This window comes from Phytohabitans maris (assembly GCF_031085175.1).
GTDB classification, from domain to species: Bacteria; Actinomycetota; Actinomycetes; order Mycobacteriales; family Micromonosporaceae; genus Phytohabitans; species Phytohabitans maris.
The window spans coordinates 41,652-64,092 of sequence record NZ_JAVHUY010000059.1 but is presented as its reverse complement, the minus strand read 5'-3'; the positions used below and the strand labels follow the sequence as shown (position 1 = coordinate 64,092).

The 22,441-nt window shown below is 73.2% G+C and carries 21 protein-coding genes; 7 read left to right on the top strand and 14 right to left on the bottom strand.

The annotated features are described in order from the left end of the window. Nucleotides 1-1,014: Dyp-type peroxidase (locus RB614_RS39695; RefSeq protein WP_308717882.1), on the bottom strand; the 1,014-nt coding region annotated here is incomplete at its 3' end. A gap of 53 nt (nt 1,015-1,067) precedes the next feature. Between RB614_RS39695 and RB614_RS39690 the strand changes: the two genes are divergently transcribed. Then, on the top strand, nt 1,068-1,334 hold the full coding sequence (locus tag RB614_RS39690) for a DUF1275 family protein (protein ID WP_308717883.1): 267 nt from the start codon (nt 1,068-1,070) through the stop codon (nt 1,332-1,334). Between the two features lie 121 nt (nt 1,335-1,455). On the opposite strand, the gene RB614_RS39685 is transcribed toward RB614_RS39690, so the two are convergent. Continuing rightward, nucleotides 1,456-2,547, bottom strand: coding sequence for a calcium:cation antiporter (locus tag RB614_RS39685; protein WP_308717881.1), 1,092 nt, complete (start codon nt 2,545-2,547; stop codon nt 1,456-1,458). Between the two features lie 196 nt (nt 2,548-2,743). Here RB614_RS39685 and RB614_RS39680 point away from each other — a divergent pair, with 196 nt between their 5' ends. Further along, complete coding sequence (locus RB614_RS39680) at nt 2,744-3,511, top strand: AbfB domain-containing protein (protein ID WP_308717880.1); 768 nt, start codon at nt 2,744-2,746, stop codon at nt 3,509-3,511. Here RB614_RS39680 and RB614_RS39675 read toward each other — a convergent pair. Continuing rightward, nucleotides 3,495-4,076, bottom strand: a complete 582-nt coding sequence (locus RB614_RS39675) for a hypothetical protein (RefSeq protein WP_308717879.1) — start codon at nt 4,074-4,076, stop codon at nt 3,495-3,497. The genes RB614_RS39680 and RB614_RS39675 overlap by 17 nt on opposite strands. Nucleotides 4,077-4,247: 171 nt before the next feature. After that, on the bottom strand, nt 4,248-5,987 hold the full coding sequence (locus tag RB614_RS39670; protein WP_308717878.1) for a serine hydrolase domain-containing protein: 1,740 nt from the start codon (nt 5,985-5,987) through the stop codon (nt 4,248-4,250). 87 nt (nt 5,988-6,074) lie between these two features. Here RB614_RS39670 and RB614_RS39665 point away from each other — a divergent pair, with 87 nt between their 5' ends. Together RB614_RS39665 and RB614_RS39660 are read left to right on the top strand one after the other, a co-directional pair. Beyond that, complete coding sequence (locus tag RB614_RS39665; RefSeq protein ID WP_308717877.1) at nt 6,075-7,790, top strand: glycoside hydrolase family 3 protein; 1,716 nt, start codon at nt 6,075-6,077, stop codon at nt 7,788-7,790. 10 nt (nt 7,791-7,800) lie between these two features. Continuing rightward, nucleotides 7,801-9,060 (top strand): exo-beta-N-acetylmuramidase NamZ family protein, encoded by a 1,260-nt coding sequence (locus tag RB614_RS39660; RefSeq protein ID WP_308717876.1) that lies wholly within the window; start codon nt 7,801-7,803, stop codon nt 9,058-9,060. Between the two features lie 76 nt (nt 9,061-9,136). Here RB614_RS39660 and yicI read toward each other — a convergent pair whose 3' ends face one another. The 6 genes from yicI to RB614_RS39630 all read right to left on the bottom strand — a co-directional run bounded on the left by yicI (nt 9,137) and on the right by RB614_RS39630 (nt 16,184). Continuing rightward, the gene (gene yicI / locus RB614_RS39655) at nt 9,137-11,368 is read right to left on the bottom strand and encodes an alpha-xylosidase (RefSeq protein WP_308717875.1); all 2,232 of its coding nucleotides are present in this window, start codon (nt 11,366-11,368) and stop codon (nt 9,137-9,139) included. 76 nt (nt 11,369-11,444) lie between these two features. After that, complete coding sequence (locus RB614_RS39650) at nt 11,445-12,266, bottom strand: carbohydrate ABC transporter permease (protein WP_308717874.1); 822 nt, start codon at nt 12,264-12,266, stop codon at nt 11,445-11,447. Beyond that, nucleotides 12,263-13,156, bottom strand: a complete 894-nt coding sequence (locus RB614_RS39645; protein WP_308717873.1) for a carbohydrate ABC transporter permease — start codon at nt 13,154-13,156, stop codon at nt 12,263-12,265. Before RB614_RS39645 ends, RB614_RS39650 begins: the two co-directional genes overlap by 4 nt. After that, nucleotides 13,153-14,787, bottom strand: a complete 1,635-nt coding sequence (locus RB614_RS39640) for an ABC transporter substrate-binding protein (protein WP_308717872.1) — start codon at nt 14,785-14,787, stop codon at nt 13,153-13,155. The genes RB614_RS39645 and RB614_RS39640 overlap by 4 nt, the downstream gene beginning before the upstream one ends. Before the next feature lie 489 nt (nt 14,788-15,276). Further along, the gene (locus tag RB614_RS39635; RefSeq protein ID WP_308717871.1) at nt 15,277-15,819 is read right to left on the bottom strand and encodes a GNAT family N-acetyltransferase; all 543 of its coding nucleotides are present in this window, start codon (nt 15,817-15,819) and stop codon (nt 15,277-15,279) included. After that, complete coding sequence (locus tag RB614_RS39630) at nt 15,816-16,184, bottom strand: winged helix-turn-helix transcriptional regulator (RefSeq protein WP_308717870.1); 369 nt, start codon at nt 16,182-16,184, stop codon at nt 15,816-15,818. Before RB614_RS39630 ends, RB614_RS39635 begins: the two co-directional genes overlap by 4 nt. A 61-nt stretch (nt 16,185-16,245) precedes the next feature. Here RB614_RS39630 and RB614_RS39625 point away from each other — a divergent pair, with 61 nt between their 5' ends. Together RB614_RS39625 and RB614_RS39620 are read left to right on the top strand one after the other, a co-directional pair. After that, nucleotides 16,246-17,424, top strand: a complete 1,179-nt coding sequence (locus RB614_RS39625; protein ID WP_308717869.1) for an NAD(P)-dependent oxidoreductase — start codon at nt 16,246-16,248, stop codon at nt 17,422-17,424. Nucleotides 17,425-17,449: 25 nt separating this feature from the next. After that, complete coding sequence (locus RB614_RS39620; RefSeq protein WP_308717868.1) at nt 17,450-17,734, top strand: hypothetical protein; 285 nt, start codon at nt 17,450-17,452, stop codon at nt 17,732-17,734. A gap of 137 nt (nt 17,735-17,871) precedes the next feature. Here RB614_RS39620 and rpmG read toward each other — a convergent pair whose 3' ends face one another. The 4 genes from rpmG to RB614_RS39600 all read right to left on the bottom strand — a co-directional run bounded on the left by rpmG (nt 17,872) and on the right by RB614_RS39600 (nt 20,669). After that, nucleotides 17,872-18,039 carry a 50S ribosomal protein L33 gene (gene rpmG / locus RB614_RS39615; protein WP_308717867.1) on the bottom strand — a complete coding sequence of 56 codons (168 nt, stop codon included), beginning with the start codon at nt 18,037-18,039 and terminating at the stop codon, nt 17,872-17,874. A gap of 211 nt (nt 18,040-18,250) precedes the next feature. Beyond that, complete coding sequence (locus RB614_RS39610) at nt 18,251-19,771, bottom strand: amidase (protein ID WP_308717866.1); 1,521 nt, start codon at nt 19,769-19,771, stop codon at nt 18,251-18,253. Beyond that, nucleotides 19,768-19,974 (bottom strand): hypothetical protein, encoded by a 207-nt coding sequence (locus tag RB614_RS39605; protein WP_308717865.1) that lies wholly within the window; start codon nt 19,972-19,974, stop codon nt 19,768-19,770. Before RB614_RS39605 ends, RB614_RS39610 begins: the two co-directional genes overlap by 4 nt. A gap of 452 nt (nt 19,975-20,426) precedes the next feature. Further along, complete coding sequence (locus tag RB614_RS39600; protein WP_308717864.1) at nt 20,427-20,669, bottom strand: hypothetical protein; 243 nt, start codon at nt 20,667-20,669, stop codon at nt 20,427-20,429. 49 nt (nt 20,670-20,718) lie between these two features. Here RB614_RS39600 and RB614_RS39595 point away from each other — a divergent pair, with 49 nt between their 5' ends. After that, nucleotides 20,719-22,353: an aminotransferase class V-fold PLP-dependent enzyme gene (locus RB614_RS39595; protein ID WP_308717863.1), complete on the top strand. Its 1,635-nt coding sequence runs from the start codon at nt 20,719-20,721 to the stop codon at nt 22,351-22,353. The last annotated feature ends 88 nt before the right edge of the window (nt 22,354-22,441 follow it).

The window sequence follows — 22,441 nt, the reverse complement described above, 5'->3', positions numbered from 1 at the left end:
GCCGGCCCGGCCGAGCGGCGCCGCGCCGGCACGGCCGAGCGACGGGGCGAAAGCGGGCGAGGGCGGGGCCTCGACCGTGGCGGTGAGCACCGGCGGGCCGGGCGGGTCGTCCAGGAAATCGGCGCTCGGCACGAAGAACAGCGTGCCCGTGACCGGCGTAGAGAAGTCCAGGATGCGGTCGTGCGCGGCGCCGGGCGCGCCGAGGAACATGCGTTCCAGCATCCGCTCGGTGACCGCCGGGGTGCGCGCGTACCCGATGAAGTACGTGCCGAACTCGCCGCGCCCCACCTCGCCGAACGGCATGTTGTCGCGCAGGATCTGGTGCTCGGTGCCGTCCGGGTCGGTGATGCTGGTGAGCGCGACGTGCGAGTTGGCCGGCTTGAGGTCGTCGGGCAGCTCGACGTCCGACAGCTTGCGGCGGCCGACGGCCAGCTCCTGCGCCTCGACCGGCAGGGAGTTCCAGGCGGCAAGGTCGTGCAGGTACTTCTGCACGATCACGTAGCTGCCGCCGGCGAACTCGGGGTCCTCCGCGCCGATCAGCACCGCCTCGCGCGCCTCCGCGCCGACCGGGTTTTCCGTGCCGTCGACGAAGCCGAGCAGGTCGCGCACGTCGAAGTACTTGAAGCCGTGCACCTCGTCGCACGCCGTCACGGCGCCGCGCAGCCGCTCCATGATCTCGCCGGCCAGGGCGAAGCAGAGGTCGGGGCGCTGGGCGCGGACGTGGAAGAGCAGGTCGCCGGGGGTGGCGACGGCGTGGTGCACCGGGCCGGCCAGCTCCCGGAACGGGTGCAGCTGCGCCGGTCGCGCCCCGCCGAAGAGCCGGTCCCAGGCGCTGGAGCCGATGCCGGTGACGCAGCTCAGCTCGCGGCGCGGGGCCCGGAAGCCGACCGCCCGCTGCAGCCCCGACAGGTCCGGCAGCAGGTCGCGAACGGCGTCCTCACCGCCCGGGTCGATGGTCACGACGAGAAAGAGGGCAGACCGGGTCAACGGGCTCAGCACCGCCTGCGGAGTCACCTCGTCACCGTACTGCCCGATGATCGCCCCGGACAGCTTTATGCTCGGGCCGGCTGCGCCTCCCCGACGTGAGCACGAACGTCCTGACCACCAGCCTCACCGGCCTCGCCGGCGACCCCGGCGGCCCGGCCACCCGGGGCGTGCGGCTGCGGCGGGGCGCGGCGGTCGCGGCGATGGTCCTGGGCGCCTGCGCCGGCGGCGCGCTGCTGCGCTGGGTGGGGCACCCGGCACCGCTGTGGGCGGCCGCCGCGCTGCTGCTGGGCTCCGCGGCCACCGCGTTCGCCGCCGCCCGTTCGCCGCCGGCCGCCGCCTGGCGCTGACCGCGCCCACGAGCCAGAGACACAACCAGCCGCCGGAACGACGCAGCGCGCCGCTGGACCGGCGCTGACCGCGCCCGCCCGCCAAGGACGAAACCCGCCGCTGGAACGGAACGGAGCGGGCTCAGGGGTTGATGGCCAGAAACACGAACGCGGCCAGCAGCATCAGGTGCACGCCGCCCTGGAGCCGGGTCGCCCGCCCGGGCACGACGGTGAGCGCGCCGACGACGACGGTCAGCGCCAGCAGCACCATCTGGGTGGCGCCGAGGCCGAGCAGCAGCGGGCCGTCCAGCCAGATCGACGCCACCGCGATCGTCGGGATGGTCAGGCCGATGCTGGCCATCGCCGAACCGAGCGCGAGGTTGAGGCTGATCTGGATCTGGTTGCGCCACGCGGCCCGTACCGCGGCGATGGTCTCCGGGAGCAGCACCAGCATCGCGATCACCACGCCCACGAACGCGTGCGGCAGCCCGATCGCGGCGACCCCGTCCTCGATCGACTTGGACTCCACCTTCGCCAGCCCGACCACGCCGACCAGCGCCACGAGCAGCAGCCCGAGGCTCGCCACCGCCTTGCGGCCGGACGGCGGAGCGGCGTGCGCGTCCGGCGGGGCGCCGTCGACCTCCACCGGGAGGAAGAAGTCGCGGTGCCGCACGGTCTGCGTGACGACGTAGAGGGCGTACAGCAGCAGGGAGACCACCGCGGCGAAGGTGAGCTGGGCGGGGGAGAACTCCGGGCCCGGGCGGCTCGTCGTGAACGCCGGCAGTACCAGGCACATCGTGGCGACCGTGGCCACGGTGGCGAGCGCGGCGCCGCTCCCCTCCGCGTTGAAGACCGCCAGCCCGAAGCGGACCGCGCCGACGGTGAGGCAGAGGCCGAGGATGCCGTTCATCGTGATCATCGCGGCGGCGAAGACGGTGTCGCGGGCGAGCGACGCGGTCTCCGCCCCGCCGGAGGCCATCAGCGTGACGATCAGCCCGACCTCGATGACGGTCACGGCGACCGCGAGCACCAGCGAACCGAACGGCTCGCCCACCCGGTGCGCCACGACCTCGGCGTGGTGCACGGCGGCGAGCACCGCGCCGGCCAGGGCCACGGCCACGACGACCGCCAGGAACACGCCCGGGTGGCGACCCCACACCGCGGCCAGCAGCAGGGCCGCGGCCAGCGGCACCGACGCGGTCCACTGGCGCAGCGGGGCGAGGAGGCGGCTCACTGGACCGCGTCCGGCTCGCGGCGGCGGCGTACCCGATGGTCCGTCGACCGCCGCGACCCGGCGCGGACCTGGCCTTTTGGCACGCTCACCGACGCTACCAGCCCGGTTAGGGTCCCAACCTGGGCTTGCCGAATCGGGGGTGGTCCCGGCCGGGCGGTGATGACAGAGTAGGCCGGGTGTTCGGGAGATCACTCCAATGAGGACAGCGGTGCGGCGGCATGCCCGCGCGCTCTCCTGGCGGGCCCGCGCCGCGCTGGCGGCGCTGGCGATGGTCGGGCTGGTCGTGCTCGGCGGCGCGGTCAGCCGCGGCGACGGCGCGCCGGCGGGCGCGCTGGAACGGACGCCGCCGGTGACCGCCGACCGCGGCTACTGGCCGCCGATCCCGCCGCCCGGCCCGGTCCGGACCTCGCCGCCGGCCGCGCCGCCCACGTCGGCACCGGCGCCCGCCGGCCCGGAGCGGGGCGTCGCGGCGCCGACCAGCCCGGCCGGGGAGAAGGTCCGGGCCACGCCGTCCACGAGCCCACCCGCGCCCGGCCTCACGCCGGGCACGCGGATCGGGCTGGAGCCGGTCACCCATCCCGGGTACCGGGTGCGGCACCGGCAGTTCCGGGGGCGGATCGACCCGGTCGGCGCGGGCAGCCCGGCGCTCGACAGGGCCGACTCGACGTTCACGGTGCGGGCCGGCCTGGCCGACCCGCGCTGCGTCTCCCTGGAGGCGGTCAACTACCCCGGCTACTACCTGCGGCACCAGGACTTCGCCATCCACCTGCACCGCCGCGACCCGAGCGCGCTGTTCGCCGCGGACGCGACGTTCTGCCCGCGAGCCGGGCTGGCCGGGCGGGACGTGTCGCTGCGGTCGTACAACTATCCGGATCGCCACCTCTACCACGAGCGGTCCCGGCTGTTCATCGCGGCGTCGGGGGAGCGCGCGGCGATGACGTTCGCGGTCAGGTCCGCGCTGTGAACGCGCAGCCGGTGCCGTTGACCGAGCAGGTGGTGGGCGCCGGCACCGGCCCGTCCCGCTCGAACTGGAAGCGCAGCGGCGCCGCCCGCCCCGCGCCGACCGGGGCCCCGCCGGTGAACGTGAAGACGTCCCCGGACCGCTGGAGGGTGGGGCGCGGGGCCCCTTCGACCCAGAACGCGCGCAGGTCGCCGGTGGCGGAGAAGCGCAGCCGGACGCTCCACGGGCGCGACCGGCTCGCCGCGTTGGCGACCCGCACCTCGCCGATGAACGAGTCGCGGTAGGTCTCCACGACCCGGTAGCGGCCGGTCACCTCCGGCGGGGCGGCGGTCGTGCGGCGCGGGCTCGGCGACCGGGTCGCCGCCAGCGGTGCGTCCGGCGTGCCCGGGCCGGCGTCCGGCGCCGCCGGCCCGGCCAGGAACGGCGGCGTACCCGGCGGCGGCAGCGGCACCGCACCCGGGCGCGGTGCCGACGGGCGCAGGCTCACGAGCGCCACGACCAGCAGCCCGACCATCAGGACCACGGCGGCGGCCGCGGGCCGCCAAGGCTTTCCCGGTCGCAGGTCCATCGCCGCCCCCAACGTCGCTTCGTGGACTGGTACGGAGGGCCCGGCCGGACGGATCAGATCAGCCGCGCATCCGCGGCGTCTCACCCGGGACTACTCTTCGTGAGATGAGCGTCCGTCCGGCGGTCCTGGCCGCGTTCGCCCTGCTGCGCCAGCTCTACCTGGCGTGACGGCTCACCCGTGGCGTCCGGTCTCGACCCAGCGGTCGGCGACCAGCCGCCCGGCGTCGGCTCCCTCGCCGGCGAAGAGCACGCGGCCGCGGGCCAGGGCGAGGACCCGGTCCACGTACACGCCGCGCCCCTGCGCGCTCCCGTCCGTCGCGTACGCCCAGCGGACCGCGGTGGTGCCGTCGGGCAGGGCGGCCGTGGCGTGCCACCAGTCGCGGCCGCCGTAGCCGGTGACGGTGCCCTCGGCCGACCACCGCTGCCCGCCGCGGCGCAACGTCACGCCCAGCGGTGTCCACACCGTACCGTCCACAGTCGACTCCAGCCGTACGGTGTCGTAGCGCGGCTCCGTGTCGTACCAGAGGTCGAAGGAGAGCACGCCCGACCTGGCCGCCGCGCGCAGCGGCGCGGTCATCGTCGCGGTGGCCGCGTCGCCCGGGAGAGCGCGCCACGCGGACCGTGACGGCGGCCGCACCGGCATGGCCTCGCCGAAGTCGCGGACGACGGCGCGGCGGGCCGGGTTGTTGCCGCCCCAGCCGCGGTCCGGGTGGACCCGGTTGCTGAGCAGGACGACGAACGAGCGGGAGAGCGGGTCGACCACAATGGACGTACCGGTGAAGCCGGTGTGGCCGAAGGAGACCGGCGACGCGAGCGGCCCCATGTACCAGTGCTTGTTGAGCTCCAGGCCGAGCCCGCGGTCGCTCTCCGGATAGGACTGCTCGAGGCCGGCGTTGTAGTTGACCAGCATCGCCCGCACCGTGTCGGAGCGCAGGACGCGCCGGCCCTTGTACTGGCCGCCGTTGAGCAGCATCTGGCAGAAGACCGCGAGGTCGGCGGCGGTGGAGAAGACACCGGCGTGGCCGGCGACGCCACCGAGCGCCCAGGCGTTCTCGTCGTGCACCTCGCCCCACACCATGCCCCGGCCGGCGTACGGCTGGTACTCCGTGGCGGCGATCCGGCCGCGCGCCGAGGCGGGCGGGTTGTAGCCGGTGTCGCGCATGCCCAGCGGGCCGGTCACCTGAGTTCGCACCAGCACGTCTAGCGGCTGGCCGGTGACCCGGTGCACGAGCGCGCCGAGCGCGATGAGGCCGAGGTCGGAGTAGACGTACTGCCCGCCGGGCGTGGCGCCGGTGGCGAGGGGCGCGGCGAGGGCGGCGGCGAGGCGGGCCGCGGGCGTCGGGTGGTCGCTCCACAGTGGAAGGAACGCGGGCAGTCCTGAGGTGTGGGTCAGCAGCATGCGCACGGTCACGCCGGCCTTGCCGCCGGCCGCGAACTCCGGCAGGTAGCGGGCGACCGGCGCGTCGAGGTCGACCCGGCCCGCCTCGACCTGGCGCAGCAGCACCACGGTGGTGAAGAGCTTGGAGATCGACGCGAGGTCGAAGATGGTGTCCGGGCGCATGGGGATCCGCTGGTCGGGCGGGAGCTCCTCGCCGGCGCGGCCGGGTGCCGGGCCCACCGCCGAGTACCGCACGGCGTCGCCGACCGCCGCGTGCTGCACGATCACGCCGTCCTTGGCGGCGAGCACGACCGCGCCCGCGTACGTGGGCCAGGTGGGGTGGTCGGGCGTGGGCACCAGGTACGCCGCGGCGTCCGTCACCATCCGCGCGATCGGCTCGGCGGCGAGGCCGACCTGGGCCGGGGTGCCCCGGCGCAGCGTGTCGTGCGCGAACCGGACGTCGCCGGGGACCACGGTCGGCGGCGCGCCGATCACCAGGGCGGCGGTGGGGGCGAGCACCAGCGCTTTCCACATGCGACCCAGGATGGAACTAATTTTCGTACACTTCAAGTATCAGGGAGGTTCTTGCCAGACATCGAGGGGCGGGACTACGTTACGAGGATGCGACGCGCCTGGCTCGTTATCGTCGCCGTCCTGCTCGGTGCCCTGCCGGGCGCGCCGGCGGCCGCCGGGCGCGACCCGGTCGGCCGGATCATGGCGCGGATGACGCTGGAGGAAAAGGTCGGCCAGCTCTTCGCCACGTACGCGTACGGCGCCCACGCCACCGCACCGGCCGCCGCCGACGCCGCGCTCAACCGGGCGGCGTACGGGGTGGACACGCCCGCCCAGCTCGTCGCCAGGTACCACCTCGGCGGTGTCGTCTACTTCACCTGGTCGCACAACCTCGACGCGCCGGCCCAGATCGCCACCCTCTCCAACGGGCTGCAGGCCGCGTCCCGGGTGCCGCTGCTCATCTCGACCGACCAGGAGCAGGGCGTGGTCGTGCGCATGCCGGCCCCGGCCACCCGCTTCCCGGGCGCGATGGCGCTCGGCGCCGGGCGCAGCCTCCCGGACGCCTACCGGGCCGCCCAGGTGACCGGCCGCGAGCTGCGCGCGGTCGGCGTCAACCAGGACTTCGCACCGGTCGCCGACGTCAACGTCAACCCGGCCAACCCGGTGATCGGCGTCCGCTCGTTCGGCGGCGATCCCACGCTCGCGGCGGCGATGACCGCCGCCCAGGTGGCCGGCCTCCAGCACGGCGCCGGCACCTCCGCCGCGGCCAAGCACTTCCCCGGGCACGGCGACACCGACACCGACAGCCACACCGGCCTGCCGGTCATCAACCACACCCGGGCCGAGTGGGAACGGCTGGACGCGCCGCCTTTCCGGGCCGCGATCGCCGCCGGCGTCGACACCGTCATGACCGCGCACATCGTGGTACCGGCGCTCGACCCCGCCGGCGACCCGGCCACCCTCTCCGCGCCGATCCTCACCGGCCTGCTGCGCGAGCGGCTCGGCTTCGACGGCGTGGTGGTCACCGACGCGCTGACGATGGAGGGGGTGCGGCAGAAGTACGGCGACGACCGGGTGCCCGTGCTCGCCCTCAAGGCCGGCGCCGACCTGCTGCTCATGCCGCCGGACCTGGACCTGGCGTACCAGGCGGTGCTCGGCGCGGTCCGCGGCGGCGAGCTGAGCCGGGCGCGGATCGACCGCTCGGTGCGGCGGATCCTGACCCTCAAGCACGAGCGCGGCATCCTCACCGCCGGGCCGGTCGACCCGGCCGCGGCCGCGCGCACGGTCGGCCGGGCGGAGCACCGGCGGATCCTCCAGTCCGTGACCGACCGCACCGTCACCGCCGTCCGCAACGACGGCGGCCTGCTGCCCGCGGCGGTGCGGAGCCGGCGGGTGCTCTCGACCGGTGCCGGCGACCCCGCCGGGCTGGCCGCAACCCTCACCGCGCGCGGCGCGTCGGCGACCGCGCTGCCGACCGGGCAGCAGCCGAGCGACGCGGTGACCGCCCAGGCGGTGACCGCCGCCGCGAGCCACGACCTGGTCGTCGTGCAGACGAGCAACGCGCTCACCGACCCGGCCGGCCCCCAGCTGCGGCTGGTCCGCGCGCTCGCGGCCACCGGCACGCCGGTCGTCGTGGTGGCCGTGCGCGACCCGTACGAGCTGGCCCAGCTGACCGAGGTGCCGGCCCAGCTCGCCACGTTCAGCGCGGTGCCGGCCGCCATGGTCGCCCTGGCCAAGGTGATCACCGGCGAGGTGCCGCCGCGCGGCCGGCTCCCGGTCGCCGTCCCGCCCGCCTATCCGTACGGCCACGGACTGTCCTGGTAGGAGCGTCCACATGCGACGTCGTCACCTCCTCGCCGGCGCCGGTGCCCTCGCCGGCTCGCTCGCGGTCGCCTCACCCGCGGCGGCGGGCGGCCGGGTCCGCACCGGGCTCGACCGGCTCGTGGAGAGCCGCTGGGCCGCGCTCTGCGGGCAGCGGGTCGGCGTGATCTCCAACCCCACCGGCGTCGACCGGCGCTACCGGCACCTGGTCGACCTCATGCACGGCAGCGGGCGGGTGGACATCGGCGGTGTGTTCGGGCCGGAGCACGGCTTTCGCGGGTCGGCCCAGGCCGGCGGCAGCGAGGGCACCGGCGTCGACGCCCGCACCGGCCTCACCGTGTACGACGCGTACGGCGCGAGCCAGGCCACCTGGGAGCGGCTCTACGCCGCCGCCGGGGTGGAGACGGTGGTCTTCGACATCCAGGACGCCGGCGCCCGCTTCTACACCTACATCTGGACGCTCTACGACGCCATGGCCGCCGCGGCCCGCGCCGGCCTCCGGTTCGTGGTGCTCGACCGGCCGAACCCCATCGGCGGCACCGCCTACGGGCCGATGATGACCGCCGGGTTCACCTCCGGCGTCGGCAAGAAGGAGATCGTCCAGCAGCACGGCATGACGGTGGGGGAGCTGGCCCGCTTCTACAATGGAGAGTTCCTGCCCGGCGAGGCCGGCGCGCCGGTCGACCTGGACGTGATCGCCTGCCGCGGCTGGCACGGCCGCCTCATGGCCGCCGACACCGAGCTGCCGTGGGTGCTCCCCAGCCCCAACATGCCCACCCCGGACACCGCACTGGTGTACCCGGGCACCGGGATGTTCGAAGGTGTGGCGTCCATATCGGAGGGCCGCGGCACCACCCGCCCGTTCGAGCTGGTCGGCGGCCCCGAGATGGACCATCACTGGGGTGACCGGCTGGCCGCGCTCGACCTGCCCGGCGTGGAGTTCCGCGAGGCGTACTTCACGCCGACGTTCAACAAGTTCACCGGGGTGCTCTGCGCCGGCGTCGAGGTCAAGGTCACCGACCGCTACGCGTACGACCCGGTGCGCACCGGCGTCGCGATGCTCGCCGAGGCCCGAAGGTACCCGTCGTTCGCCTGGCGCGCCGACTCCTGGGACCCGCAGCGTCCATATTGGATCGACAAGCTGACCGGCTCGCCCCGGCTCCGCACGATGCTCGACGCCGGCGCCACCGCCGACGAGGCGACCGCGGCGTGGCGTGCCGAACTGGCCGCCTTCGCCGCCCGCCGCCGCCCGTACCTGCTCTATCCCCGCTGAGCCGATCGTCCGGCTCGCTTCGCTCGTTGCCGGCTCTCTCCCGCGCGTCGCCGGCTGTCCCGGCCGCACGTGGTGGTCAGGTCGTGAGTGTCCACTCCCGCGTGCCGGCCGCCATCTCGACCGGCGACCGCCCGGCCACCTCGACGCGCCACGGGGCGGCCGGCCCGCTACGGCGCACACCGGCCGGGCTCACCGTGAACGTCGCCACCGTCTCACCGTCCGGGCCGGGGATCCGGACCGCCGTCTCACCGTCCACCTCGAACAGTCGCAGCGTCACCCCGTCGGCGTAGTCGTAGTCCGGGCGGTCGTCGCGGGCGCCCCAGGCCAGCGCCGTACCCGGCCGCACGTACACCGGCACCTGGTCGAAGCCGCAGACCTCGCGTACCCAGCGCGGCCCCTCCACCACCTCGCCGGTCAGCAGGTGCGTCCACCGGCCGGCGGGCACGTAGTACGCCGTCTCGCCGGACGCCGTGAAGACCGGGGCCACCATCAGGCTGTCGCCGAGCATGTACTGGCGGTCCAGGTGGGTGCAGGCCGGGTCGTCCGGAAACTCGGCGACCATCGGGCGCATCACCGGCACGCCCTCGCGGTGGGCGGTGACCGCGGCGGCGTAGAGGTAGGGCATCAGCCGGTACTTGAGGCGGGTGAAGGCGCGCAGCACGTCGACCGCCTCGTCGTCGAAGAGCCACGGCACCCGGTAGCTCTGGTTGCCGTGCAGCCGGCTGTGCGACGACAGCAGCCCGAACGGGATCCACCGCTTGAAGACGGCCGGGTCGGGCCGCCCCTCGAAGCCGCCGATGTCGTGGCTCCAGAAGCCGAAGCCGGACATCGCCAGCGACAGCCCGCCGCGCAGGCTCTCGGCCATCGACTCCAGTGTGGACTCGCTGTCGCCGCCCCAGTGCACCGGGAACTTCTGCCCGCCGGCGGTCGCCGACCGGGCGAACAGCACCGCCTCGCCCTCGCCGCGGTGCTCGCGCAGCAGGTCGAAGACCGTCTCGTTGTACAGGTGTGTGTAGTAGTTGTGCATCCGTTCCGGGTCCGAGCCGTCGTGCCACACCACGTCGGTGGGGACGCGCTCGCCGAAGTCGGACTTGAAGCAGTCGACGCCGAGGTCGAGCTGGGCGCGGAGCTTGTCCGCGTACCACCGGCGGGCGGCCGGGTTGGTGAAGTCGACGAGCCCCATCCCGGCCTGCCACATGTCGGTCTGCCACACCCCGCCGTCCGGCGTGCGCACCAGGAAGCCGGCCGCCGCGCCCTCGGCGAACAGCGCCGACCGCTGGGCGATGTACGGGTTGATCCAGAGGCTGATCCGCAGCCCGCGTTCACGCAGCCGCTTGAGCATGCCGCGCGGGTCCGGGAACGTGCGCGGGTCCCACTCGAAGTCGCACCAGTGGAACTCGCGCATCCAGAACGTGTCGAAGTGGAACACCGACAGCGGCAGGTCGCGGGCCGACATGCCGTCCACGAAGGACGTCACGGTCGCCTCGTCGTACGAGGTGGTGAACGACGTCGTCAACCACAGCCCGAACGACCACGGCGGCGGCAGCGCGGGGCGGCCGGTGAGCGCCGTGTACTTGCGCAGGATCTCCTTCGGCGTCGGCCCGTAGATCACGAAGTACCGCAGCGACTGACCCTCCACACTGAACTGCACCCGGGAAACCGTCTCCGACCCCACCTCGTACGAGACGTGGCCGGGGTGGTCGACGAAGACGCCGTAGCCCGCGTTGGTCAGGAAGAACGGCACGTTCTTGTACGCCTGCTCGCTGCTGGTGCCGCCGTCCGCGTTCCAGATGTCGACGGTCTGCCCGTTCTTCACGAACGCGCCGAAGCGCTCGCCGAGCCCGTACACGTACGTCCCGACGCCGAGCGTCAGCTGCTCCCGCACGTAGTGCCGCCCGGCGTCCTCGACGAGCGCCATCGCCTTGTACCCGCTGGCGGTCAGCACCCGGCCGCCGGCCACGAACTCCACCCGCCACGGGTCGCGCTGGAACCGGACCGACAGCGACCCCGACGTCAGGCTCAGGTCCTGGACGGAAGCCGCCCCGGCCACCGACGACAGCGCGAACCGCGGACCGCGGGACACCCCACCGGAGAAGTGCGACACGGTGAGGCCGACCACGTCCGGCATCGGCGACTCCGCCCGCACCGTCACCAGTGGACGGTTGAGCGTGTCGCCACGGTGCTCCAGGCGCTTCGTCGGCGCGTACACGGTGAGCCAGTCGCGGTCGGCCGTGTGGTCGTGCACCTGCGCCGGGTACAGGGGGTGGACGCCCTCGCGCATGTGCCAGTAGCCGTCGGAGAACTTCAACGCTGCCTCACAATCAGGTTGCTTCGTGCTCGCTGCGCTCCCCGGTCGCTGCCGCTCCCCGCGATGCTCACTCGCACTACTTGATCGCCCCGGACATGACGCCCCGGGACAGGGTCCGCTGGAAGACGAGGAAGAACAGGATCGCCGGCAGGATGCCGAGCAGCGCAGACGCGCTCGTCGTGGTGGCGTCCATCATCCGGTCGCCCTGCAGGACGCCGAGCGCCACCGGCACGGTCTGCTTGTCGTTGGAGATGAGGAAGACCAGGGGGAGGAAGAACTCGTTCCAGGTCCAGATGAAGAAGAAGGTGAACAGCACCGACAGACTCGGCCGGCTGATCGGCACCACCACCCTCCACAGTGTCCGTAGCTTGCCGGCGCCGTCGATGGCGGCCGCCTCCAGCATCTCCCGGGGAAACGTGGTGAAGACGGAGGTGAGCAGGTAGGTGCCGAACGCGCTCTGGATCGCCGTGAAGACGATGACGACGGCGAGCCGCGTGTTGTAGAGACCGACCTCTTTGGACATGTAGTAGAGCGGGTAGACCAGCGCCTCCTGGGGCAGGAGGTTGGCCAGCAGGAAGAAGACCAGGAAGGCGGAGCGGCCGCGGACCCGCCCGATGCCCAGCGCGTACGCGTTGAGCACCGAGACGGCGACCGCCAGCACCGCGACCGCGAAGGCGATGACGAAGCTGTTGACGAGCTTCTCGCCGAAGTCGACCCGGATCCAGAAATCGGCGATCCCCTTGAGGTACAAGCCGTTCGGGAGGGAGAGCGGCCCGTCCGTGCCGTACTCGTCGGGGCTCTTGACGGCGTTGACCGCGACCAGCGCGAAGGGCGACAGTACCAGCAGCACCAGCACGGTCAGCGTGGCCAGCACCGCCGGCCGCAGCGCCCGGATCACGTCTCGGCCCTCTTCTCGTCGCGGGCCTGGATGCGCAGGAAGACCACCGACAGCACCACGATGATGAGCGCGAGCACGGTGGCGATCGCCGAGCCGTACCCGGCCTGGGCCTTCTCGAAGAAGTTCTGGTACGCGAAGTACGACGGCACGAGCGTGGCGTTGCCCGGACCGCCGCGGGTGAGCACGAAGATCTGCCCGAAGATCTTCAACGCGGCGATGGTGGTCGTCACGAGCACCACGTAGATCTCGGGTTTGATGTGGTGGACGGCGATCCGGGTGAAGCGCCGCCACCAGCCGGCGCCGTCGATCGCGGCCGCCTCGTAGAGCTCCGGGTCGACCCGCCGCAAGCCGGACATGAACATCACGACCGGGTAGCCGACCTGGAACCAGACCATGACGACCATGACGCTGTACAGCGCGTACGCCGGGTCGCCCAGCCAGTTCTTGGCGAGGCCGTCAAGATGCGCGTTGGTGAGGATCGCGTTGAGCGCGCCGAAGCTGGGGTTGAGGATCCAGCCCCACACGATTCCCGTCACCGCGACGGGAAGCACCTGTGGAAGGTAGAAGCCGGAGCGGAGCGCGCTGGCGGTGCGCGGGCCGATCGCCTTGGCCACGTAGTCGAAGAGCACGGCCGCGAGGACCAGGCCGATCAGCGTGGGCACGACCGCCATCGCGACGATCAGGAAGATGATGTTGCGGAAGGACGCCCAGAAGTTGTCGTCCTCCAGCAACCGCGTGTAGTTGTCCAGGCCGATCCACTCGGGGGTACCTACCCCCTGCCACCGGGTGAAGCTGATGCCCACGTTCATGACGAGTGGCACCACGATGACCACCAGCGAGAGGAGCGCGCCGGGGACCAGGAAGGCGGCGTACCCCCGGTTGGACCTCATTTGCCGAGGCTGGCGAGGTTGTCGTCGTACGGCTTGGCGATCTCGTCGAGGACCGCCTCCGGGCTTTTCGTCCCGTTGATGAGATGCTGTACGCCGGCCACGAGCACGTCGTAGTAGCCGGGCGCCGGCCAGTCGGGGTAGAACGCCAGCCCGTCCGTCGAGGTCACCTTGTCGAAGTTGTCGATGAGCTCCTTGCTCTTCGGGTCGGTGATCGCGCCCGGGTCGGCCAGCACCGGTACGCCGCCGGAGTTGCCGAGCAGGTTCTGGATCTCCGGCTTCATGGTGATGTCGATGAAGTCGTACGCGAGGCTGGCGTTCTTCGCGTTCTTGGGGACGACCCAGATGTTGCCGCCGGACCCGGGGTGCAGCGTGTTGCCGGGGAAGAGGAACGTGCTCCACTCGAACTTCGCCTCGGAGACGAAGCGCCCGTACCACCAGCTGCCGGAGACGACCATCGGAAACTTGCCCTGGGTGAACGCGACGCCCATGCCCTCGGCCTTGATACCGGCGGAGTTCTTGTCGATGTAGCCCTTCTTCACCCAGTCGGCGAACGTCGTGGCCGCATACGTGAGCTCCGGGCCTTTGAAGTCCACCTTTCCCTTGTACAGCTGGAAGTTGTCCACAAAGGAGCGATTGGCCTTGGCGAGGGCGAGCTCGTAGAGGATCTGCTGCGCCGGGTACTCCGCGCCGCCCACGGACAGCGGGGTCACGCCGGCCTTCACGAACGTGTCCATCGCGGCCTCGAACTCGGCGAGCGTCGTGGGCACCCGCACGTTGTGCTTCGCGAAGAGGTCCTTGTTGTAGTAGACCATCACATACTCGGCGTAGTTGGGGACGCCGTACCACTTGCCGCCGCCCATGATGCCCTCGGCGTCGTACTTCGAGGTCGTCTGCAGGCTCGGGCCGATCTTGTCCCAGCCCCGCTTGCCCGCCTCCTCGGTGAGGTCGGTGAGCAGCCCCTGCTTCGACAGCAGGCCGGCGCTCGCGTTCCCCTTGTTGTACTCCATGAGGTCGGGCGCCTCGTCCGAGTTGAGGATCATGTTGGCGCTCTGCCGGATCTGCTCGAAACCCTTCGGCTCGAACTGCACCTTGACACCCGGGTGGGACGCCTCGAACTGCTTGATCGCCTCCGTCCAGGCGATGCCCATGGCGCTGGTCGCGGACTCGTAGTGCCACAGCCTGAGGGTCTTGCCGTCACCGCCGCCGGCGCCGTCGTCGGAGTCGGCGCCGCATCCGGCCAGGACCAGCGACAGAGCGGCGAGGGCGGCGACGGCGCCCGCGCGTGCGCGCGATCCGGCCTTGTCCGCGCGTGCGCGTCGCGGTGCGGTGTTGCTCGCGGTGGCCGTGCGCGCGCGTCGCGATGCGGCCCTGCTCGTCGTGGCCGTGCGTGTGCGCTGCGGTACTGCGGTCTGCGCCGCGACGGAGCCTGCCGGTGTGCGCGATGCGGTTTCGTTCGCGGTGCCGGCGGGTGCGCGTCGTGGCGGGGTGTTGTTCGCGGTGGCCGCGGGTGCGTGGTGCGGTCCGGTTTCGTTCGCGGTGCCGGCGGGTGCGCGTCGTGGTGCGGTGTTGTTCGCGGTGGCCGCGGGTGCGTGCCGGCGGCGGAAGTTGAGGGGTAGGTCAAGAAGTCTCACGGCTGCCTCCTCGTGGGTGGGCGGTGAGCGGGCCGGCCTGGCGGTCCGCGTAGCGAGACAGGGGGTGGGCGCGGGGTGCGGCTCGCCGGCCCGGCGTCAACGGGCCCGCGCCCCGGTGGGGCGACGTGTCGAACGACGGAGTCGAAGCGCTTCGACTGTCCGTTCGCAAGCTAACTCGACCGCCGGGTGCCGTGTCAACGGGGTCAACCGATGATTTCGTAACGGTTTCGGCAACCCTGCCCGTCACGATAGTTCGTATGGTAGCTAAACTATCGACGGCTTCGTGGTGCGGTCCCGGGCGTCGGCCTGTGCGTTCCGCGCCGCCGCCCGGCCCCCGGGCGGCGGGGTGGGGATGCCGCGCGCCACCATCGAGCGCCGGGACCTAGCCCTGGGCCACCGCGGTCGGGGCGAGCTTCCCTACGACCGCCCCTCGACCGCAGAGCGGTCCGATGTGGACCGCGCGCAAAGGTGCCCGTTCGCTGCCGGGTCCTAACGCGACAGTGGCTTGTGGTAGATGACGAAGTCGCAGGGCGTGGCCAGCAGCGGCGCCAGCGCCGGGTAGTCGTCGGCGAGGCTCCCGCCGCGGACCGGCCGGTAGCCGATCCGGGTGTACCACTCGTGCAGGAACTGCTTGACCGGATGGGTCCACTCCCGCGGCACGAGCAGCTCGAGCTGCATCGTCGCCAGCCCACGGTCCAGCGCCCAGCCCTCGGCGAACTCGACCAGCCGCCGCCCCAGCCCGGTCCCGCGGTGATCCGGGCTGGCCACGAGCATGCCGAACTCGCCCTCGCCGCTCGCCAGCCGCCGCACCCGTACCGCGCCGACCAGCTGGCCGCCGAGGCGGGCCGTGGCGAGCTCGCCGGCGCGCACGATGCCAGCCAGCTCCTCCGGGCTGGTGCGCTCGGCGCCCTCGTGCCAGATGCCCTTCTCCGCATCGGCGTACACCCGGTTGACGAGGTCGGTGGCCTGCGCCAGGAACCCGGCGTCGGCGGCCGCCCCCGGCGGTTCGAACGAGATCTCCACGAGCGTCACCCGGCCATGGTGCCACGGGCGCGGGCGCGCGAGAGCTCGTCGAGGTTGGCCCGCGCCCACGTACGGACGTGCTCGATGAGGCCGAGGAGCGTACGGCCGAGCGGCGTGAGGTGGTACTCGACACCGTCGTCCACAGGCCGGCGGTGGGTCAGGCCGTCGCGCTCCATCGCGTCGAGGGTCTCGGCGAGGACCTTGGCGCTGATCGGCCGTAGATGCCGGCGGAGCTCCCCGAAGCGGCGCGGTCCCGCCTCCAGGCAGAGCACGATCATCGCGGTCCACTTGCCGCCGATCTGGACCGGTACGACGCTGCTGGGACAGATCGGGTCGAACGGCGGCAGCGGTGCACTGGTCCCGGTCGCGTTCACCGGCTCCACGCTACCCGGTTACGTTGCGGTGACCGGGGGCCCGGGATCTAGCCTCGCGCCCATGCCAGCCACCCCTTCCGGTACGCCCCGCCGCGTCGCCGTCATCGGTGCCGGCGGGCGGGTGGGTCGCGCCGTCACGGCCGCCCTCCTGCGCGACGCCTGGGACGTCACCGCCGTGCTCCGCGAACCCGGCCGCCACGACCTGCCGCACCATCCACGGCTGAGCATCGCCCGCGGTGACGCGCAGCATCCGGAACGGCTGGCGCCGCTGCTGGCCACCGTGGAGGCGGCGGTGCTGGCGGTCACCCCGTTCACCGGACCGCCGGAGTCGTTCGAGGGGTTCGATCCTGACTACTACCTCAAGATTGTCGGCGGGCTGGTCGAGCACTGGCGGGCACCGCGCCGGCGCCTGGTCGCGGTCGGCCTGGCGGCGACCCTGCGCCTGGACTCCGGCGGACTGGTCATGGACGACCCGGCGCTGTTCCCGCCGTTCCTGCGCCCGTTCGCGGAGGCCCACGCCCGGCAGGCCGAGGCACTCGCCCCGCGGCCGGCGGTGCCTTCGGGGGCCTACGCCCGGCAGGCCGGGGCAATCGCCGCGCGGCCGGAGGTGCCTTCGGGGGCCTACGCCCGGCAGGCCGGGGCAATCGCCGCGCGGCCGGAGGTGCCTTCCGGAGAGTCGGAGGCCCACACCCGGCCGGAGGCGCCCTCCGGGGAGGCGGAGGGCCACGCCCGGCTCGCTGCGGCCGTCGCGCTGCGGCCGGAGGTGCCTTCCGGGGAGGCGGAGGCCCACGCCCGGCAGGCCGAGGCGCTCGCCGCGCCGGCAGGGGCGCCGTCGGGTGAAGCCGCGGCGCTCGCCCGCCAGGGTGCGGCACCCGGTCGGCCGGCGGTGGCGCGCTCACCGGGGGCGGAGGCGCCAGCCGGCGCGGGCGCGGCCGGACCGGACTGGGCGATCCTGGTACCGCCCTCAGGTTTCGGCCTGCCCGAGCCGCCCGTATCCACAGCCGACGAGTCCACAGCCGACGGCGGGGCGAGTGCTGCCGCGGACCGAAGCGGGCGGGCCGCGTCGGCGGCGAGTGGGGCGGCCGAACGGCGGTACGCGCTGGTGAGCGAGCCGGTGACGCTGAGCCAGGCCACCGCGTCGCTGTCCCACGCGACCTACGCCGCCGCCGTCGCCGCCGAGCTCGCCGAGCCGACCGTCCACAGGGCGCGGGCACTGGTCGTGCCGGTGCTTGCGGAATAGAACACGCGTTCGATAGCGTGGCGGCATGGAACTGGCCGGCCGCTGGTGGAACGGGGTCTCCCGCGGGTCCGATCGGCGCGACATCTGGCTGCACCAGGAGGACGGCCGGTGGCTCGTGCGCGCCCGCGACGGCGGGCCGGGTGGGCGCGAGCTGACCTGGCCGGCGTTCGGCGACGAGTGGGTGGCCCGGGCCTGGGTCGACCGGCTCGTCGCGGCCTCGCCGCCCCGCGCGGGCCGGTGGCGTGACGTGCTCAAGCTGGTCCGCAAGCCGCCGGAGGGTGGCTGGCACACACCCGTGGGCATGGACTGATCCGGTCGGCACGGGTCAGGTGGCCCGCGGGAGCCGCTGCTGTGCACCGGCAGGGAGGGGGCGCGGGCAGCCATGCCCGCCATCACAGCGAGCCGCCCGCCGCGGGGACGCGACGGGCGGCTCGGGGGTGTGACGTGTTATCGCGTCTCGCGAAACTCGACATGCCGCCGGACGGCCGGGTCGTACTTGCGTAGCACGAGGCGGTCCGGGTCGTTTCGGCGGTTCTTCCTGGTCACGTAGGTGTAGCCGGTGCCAGCGGTGCTCCGGATGGAGATCACCGGCCGGTTGTCGGTGCGGCGAGCCATGGTCCGCTCCTCCTTCGCTGTTGACAATCGTTCTCAACAACGCGGAGGGGTGGTTCATGCCCGCGCCCCTTCCCCGAACCGCCCGAAACGCCGCTGTCGCCGCACGCGGCGGCAGCGGCGCCGCGGGACGCAACGCCCGCCGTGAGGGCGGGGCCGCGAAAGCGGCAGCCCGCGCATCCTGACCGCACCGTCAGGATGCGCGGGACGTGCGTCAGAGGGGCGGCCGCTTCTTGTGATGGGCGGTCACGGACTGGAAGGCGTCGGCGACCCGCAGCGCCACGCCGTCGTCACCGGGCTTGGCGGCGACCTGCATGGACAGGGGCATCCGTTCGGCGCGGGAGAAGCCGGTCGGGATCGCGACCGCGGGGGCGCCGCTGAGGTTCCAGATGTTCGTCTTGCTGCCGCTCGACGGGCGCGGCAGCGGCGGGTTGCCACCGGCCTTCAGACCGGCGATGTTGTCCGCGGCGTGGATGACGACGTCGATGTCGTCGAACATGGACAGGAAGCCGTCCCGCCACAGCCGCCGTACCCGCTGGGCCTGCAGGTACGCGGTGCCGGGCAACATGAGACCGGCGACAACTTTGTTGCGGTAGTCCTGGGACATGTTCTGCGGCTGGGTGAAGAGGTTGCGGTGCTGGAAGGCGGCCACCTCGCCGCTGCGGATCGGGTCGTAGAACGAGCTGACGCTGGTCAGCCCGGGCAGGCGTACCTGGCTGCGCACCGGCCGGATGGTGGCGCCGAGCGCCCGGATCACGCCGACCGCCTCCTCGAACGCGGCGACCTCCTCGTCGTTCGGCACGCCGCTGAGGAAGTCGTCGGGCACGGGTACGCCGACCACGATCCCGCGCAGCGGCTTGCGGCCCTCGTTGCGGGCCACCTCGTCGGCGAGGCGGTACCGCTTGACCTTGCGGGTGAGCGGGTCGAGCGGGTCCTCGCCGCCGATCGCGTCCACCAGCAGCGCGGCGTCGCGGGCGCTGTGGACGAGCGGGCCGGGGTGGTCCATCGACCAGGCGAGCGGGAAGATGCCGTGCAGGCTGATCGTGCCGTACGTCGGCTTGAAGCCGGTCAGTCCACAGTTGGCCGCCGGCCCGCGGATCGAGCCGCCGGTGCAGGTACCCATGCCGATCATGAACTCCGAGGCGCCGACGCCCGCCGCGGAGCCGGAGCTGGAGCCGCCGGGGGTGCGGGCCAGGTCCCAGGGGTTGTTGGCCGCGCTCACGGTCGACGTGGCCAGCTCGCTGGTGCCGACCTTGCCGAGGATGACCGCGCCGGCGGCCTTGAGCCGGGCCACCGCGGTCGCGTCGAAGTCCGGCACGAAGCCGGTGTAGAGGCGCGAGTTCCCCTCGGTCACCTTCCCCTTCGTGAAGTAGATGTCCTTGAGGCCGACGGTGATGCCGTGCAGCGGGCCGCGGTAGTGGCCGCGGCGGACGTCGCGCTCCGCCTCCCGCGCCGCGGCGAGGATCTCCGCGGCCGGGTACAAGTTGACGAACGCCTCAACTTTGGGGTCGACGGCCGCGATGCGGGCGAGCGTGGCCTCGGCGAGGCGCACGGGAGAGAGCTTGCGGGTGCGGATCAGCTGCGCCGCCTGCCACACCTCCAGGTCGTACAGGGGGACGTCGGGCACCCGGCCGCCGAAAGGTGACGCCTGCGCCGGTGATCCGGCGAGCGCGGTGGCGGCCCCGGCGACGGCCGCTCCCGCGACGAGCGTCCGCCGGCTGACCGTGGCGGTCACGGGAGCCACTCCGGTACGAGCTGGGTCAGCGGCGCCGGGGTCCGCTCCTGCGGGATCCCGGCGAGGAGGGCGTCGCACTCGGCCGCCCCGTTGAGGACGTCGGCGGCGATCGCGGTCGGCAGGTGGATGTCGGAGAGGCCCAGCAGCGGCGCGAGCTGGCGGGCGAGTTCCAGCGCGGTCTCATCGGTGTACGGGGGCGGCATGACACTCCCTTCCCCGGGGTCTGCCTCCCGTGCCTTCGCCAGGCCGCGCCGCTTCGGGCCGTTGCCGGCCGAGCGGGCCGTCCCGAGCCGTCCCGGGCGAGGCCGGACCGTCGCCGGCCGAGCCGAGCCGAGCCGTGTCGGACCGGGCCAGGCCGGCCAGGCCTAGCCGGGCCGCGTCGGGCCCGGCGACCACCGCGACGGCCGGCGGACGGCCGGCGACGGCGGCGACAGGCGAGGATCGGGGAGACAGACCCGGGCACTGGCCTGGGTCGATGTGGATCGAGCGTGCGATCCATCCGCGTGAAGATCAACGGGCGAAACAGCTTCGCCTCGGGGTGTTTACACGCCTGTACCCGTCCGCCCGTCGTGTCCGGTTCGGGCGGCCCGGATCACCCGACGGGCGGCCCGGTTACCCGAAAGGCCCTGGTGCGGTCGCGACCTTGAGCGCACTCTCAACTTATGACCGGCGTGATCGCGACGGCGCGAGCGGCGGCGCCGAGCAAGGCCGCGCCGGCCACAACCGCGCCGGCCAATGCCACGGCGACCACAACCGCGCCGAGCAAGGCGGCGCCGACCACAACCGCGCCGAGCAAGGCCGCACCGAACAAAGCAGCCGCGGCCGGAGCAGCCGAGACCAGAGCAGGGCGGAGAAAAGCCAAAGCGGCCGCGACCAAGGCCGCGCAGAGAAAAGCCAAAGCGGCGCTCCTGGAGCGGATCCGGGCCGGCATCATCGGCGAGGGCGCCGTGCTCGACGGGCCGTACGGGCCGCGCCGCATCACGTACGCCGACTACACCGCCTCCGGACGCTCGCTCGACTTCATTGAGGACGCGATCCGCGCGCACGTGCTGCCGCGCTACGCCAACACGCACACCGAGAGCTCCGGCACCGGCCTGGCCACCGGGCGGCTGCGCGAGGAGGCCCGCCAGATCATCCACGACGCGGTCGGCGGCACCGACGACGACCTGGTCATCTTCTGTGGATCGGGGGCGACCGGCGCGGTCGACAAGCTCGTCGGGATCCTCGAGCTCCGCCTGCCCGCCGGCTACCCGCGTCCGGACCGCCGGCCGGTCGTCTTCGTCGGGCCGTACGAGCACCACTCCAACGAGCTGCCCTGGCGGGAGAGCGTCGCCGACGTGGTGCCGATCGGCGCCGACCGCGACGGCCACATCGACCTGGACGAGCTCGCCGCGCGGCTGGACGAGTATGTTGACCGGCCCCTCAAGATAGGCAGCTTCTCCGCCGCCTCCAACGTCACCGGCATCCTCTCCGACGCCGACCGGGTCGCCGCGCTGCTGCACGCGCACGGCGCGCTCTCCTTCTGGGACTACGCCGCGGCCGGGCCGTACGTGCCGATCCGGGTCGGCGAGTCCGCACCCGGCGCCGGCGACCACAAGGACGCGGTGTTCCTGTCGCCGCACAAGTTCGTCGGCGGCCCGCAGACCCCCGGCGTGCTGGTCGTCCGCCGCGACCTGGTCCGCAACGCGGTCCCCACCGTCCCGGGCGGAGGCACGGTCGCGTTCGTCGACCCGACCTCGCACCGCTACCTGGACGACCCGGTCGCCCGCGAGGAGGGCGGCACCCCGGCGATCGTCGAGTCGATCCGGGCCGGCCTGGTCTTCGCGCTCAAGGAAGCGGTCGGCACCGGCGCGATCCAGGCCAGCGAGGAGCGCCTGTGGAAAAGGGCGCTGCGCCGCTGGTCGGCCAACCCGGAGATCGAACTGCTGGGCAACCCGGAAGCCCGGCGGCTCTCCATCGTCTCCCTGCGGATCCGGCACGGCGACCGCTACCTGCACCACAACTTCGTCGTGGCGCTGCTCAACGACCTGTTCGGCATCCAGGCCCGGGGCGGCTGCTCCTGCGCCGGGCCGTACGGGCACCGCCTGCTCGCGATCGACACCGTCCACTCGCACCGGTTCCAGGACGAGGTCAGCCAGGGCTGCGACGGGATCAAACCGGGCTGGACCCGGATCAACTTCAACTACTTCATCTCCGACACCGTCGCCGACTACCTCGTGGACGCGGTCGGCCTCGTCGCCCGCCAGGGCTACCGGCTCCTCGGCGACTACCGCTTCGACCCCCGGACCGGGCTGTGGCGGCACCGCGCCGGCACCCGGCGGCCGCCGCCGCGGCTGCGCGACCTCGGGTACGCGGCGGACGGCACGATCGCGCGCCCGGCCCGCCCGCGCAAGGCGGGGGAGGAGGCGCTCGCCGGATACCTGGACCAGGCGCGGCGGCTGCTGGCCGGACACCCCGCCGCCCTCGACGAGGGGCCGACCGGGCTGGCGCCGGACTTCGAGGCGCTGCGCTGGTTCCACCTGCCGCCCGGGTGCCTGGACGACGGCGGCGACCACAGGGGACCGGACCGGCCCGCCGGCTAGGGCCTGTATCAAAGTTCCTTGCCGGGCTGCGCCGGGCCCAGGCGCCGCCATGCGGCGCCGGGCGTAAGGCCGCAAACAACGGCCGTCT